The 1,839-nt window shown below is 71.6% G+C and carries 2 protein-coding genes; both read left to right on the top strand.

The window, feature by feature from the left end; genetic code table 11:
- The first annotated feature begins 127 nt into the window (after positions 1–127).
- Positions 128–1,534 carry an aldehyde dehydrogenase family protein gene (locus Q8Q85_11790; protein MDP3774935.1) on the top strand — a complete coding sequence of 469 codons (1,407 nt, stop codon included), beginning with the start codon at positions 128–130 and terminating at the stop codon, positions 1,532–1,534.
- Positions 1,535–1,538: 4 nt separating this feature from the next.
- Positions 1,539–1,839, top strand: a 301-nt coding sequence (locus tag Q8Q85_11795; GenBank protein MDP3774936.1) for a hypothetical protein, incomplete at its 3' end; no start/stop codon positions are given.

A 1,839-nucleotide genomic window follows, 5' to 3' on the forward strand; every position in this document is an offset into this window, starting at 1 on the left:
TTTCCGGCAGGTGGGGGACTAGCGCGACGGGCGCGAGGGTGACGGGACCGCGCCGAGGCGAGCACTAACGGGGCGCAGCCCGGCGCGGCTCCCGTCACCCGAGCGCGCCGCCGCGGAGAGCAACAACATGATCATCGCGAACGAGCACCGCACGGCGAGCGCGTCCGCCACGATCCGCGCGCCGTATGACGGCGCCGAGGTGGGCACCCACCACCTCGCTAGCACGGCCGACATGGACGCCGCCGTCACCGCGAACCTCGCCGCGGCCCCGGCCTGCCGGAAGCTGCCTGCCTACGAGCGGGCGGCGTGCCTGCGACGCATCGCCGACGGGCTCGAAGCGCGCCGCGCGACGTTCGGGAACCTGCTGGCGCGCGAAGCCGGCAAACCCATCACCCAGGCCAACCTCGAGCTCGACCGCGCGATCTTCGTCTTTCGCGACGCGGCCGAGGAAGCCACCCGCATGGTCGGCGACGTGATGCCGCTCGACGTGCTCCCCGCCGGCAAGGGACGCATCGGTCTCACCCGCCGCGTCCCGCTCTCACCGGTAGCTGCCATCACGCCGTTCAACTTCCCCGTGCTGCTCGCCGCCCACAAGATCGCGCCGGCGATGGCGTGCGGCGCGGCGCTCACGCTCAAGCCGCCCCCGCAGGATCCGCGTTCCCCCCTCAGGCTCGGCGACCTGGTGGCCGAGTCCGGCTACCCGGCCGGCGGCATCAACATCGTGCCGTGCGAACTCGCGGTTGCCGAGCACCTGGTGCACGACGAGCGGGTGCGGATGATCAGCTTCACGGGTAGCGCGCGCGCCGGTTGGACGATACGGGCGGCGGCCGGGACCAAGCGCGTCGCGCTCGAGCTGGGAGGCAACGCGGGCGTGATCGTCGAGCCCGACGCCGACCTGGAGCGCGCGGTGGAGCGCTGCGCCGTGGGCGGGTACAGCTACGCGGGCCAGTCGTGCATCTCGGTGCAACGCATCCTGGTGCACCAGCAGGTCTTCGACCTGTTCCTCGAGCGCTTCGTCGCGCGGGTGCGCACGCTCGCCGTCGGCGATCCACTCGATCCCGCGACCGACGTCGGCCCGCTCATCAGCGAGGACGCGGCCAGGCGCGCCGAATCGTGGATCGTCGCGGCCGTCGGCCAGGGCGCGCGAGTGATGACGGGGGGTGCGCGACGCGGCAACCTCCTCGTGCCCACGGTGCTCACCGGCACGCGGCCGGACCAGCAGGTGAACTGCGAAGAGGTGTTCGCGCCCGTCACGACGGTGACGGCGTACCGCGACTTCGATGATGCGCTGGCACGCGTCAACGACACGCCGTACGGCCTCCAGGCCGGGGTCTTCACGCGCGACGTCGGCAAGCTGATGCGCGCGTGGGACCGGCTGGACGTCGGCGGCGTCATGGGCAACGAGGTCCCTGCCTGGCGCGTGGACCGCATGCCTTACGGCGGCGCGAAGGCGAGCGGCCTTGGCCGTGAGGGAGTGCGATACGCGATCGACGAGATGACGGAGCTGCGGCTCCTCACCCTTCACAGCGAGTGAGGCGATGGATACCGAGCGGAAAACGCCGTGGTGGGCCCGGACGATCGCCACCATCGGGTTCGAGCAGATGGCGCACCGGCCGCCGCTCCCCAAGCGGTGGGCCTTCTACTGCGTCGTCGCCTACCTCGTCCCCATCGTGGTGCTTGAAGCCGTGCCGGAGGGAACGTGGACCTACAAGGAGCTGTCGTGGCTCACGACGCTCGCGCCGGCGTTCATCCTCTCGCTCCACTACGGCATGCTCGGCTCGCTGGCGGGCCTGGTGGCGGGCACGCTGCTGTACATCGCCGTCCAGCTCGTCCTCCAGC

This window comes from Gemmatimonadales bacterium, assembly GCA_030697825.1.
In the GTDB taxonomy this organism is placed as follows: Bacteria; Gemmatimonadota; Gemmatimonadetes; order Gemmatimonadales; family JACORV01; genus JACORV01.

Excerpts from the sequence above, each read along its gene's own strand:
- Q8Q85_11790 (MDP3774935.1), top strand. The coding sequence starts at position 128 with ATGATCATCGCGAACGAGCACCGCACGGCGAGCGCGTCCGCCACGATC.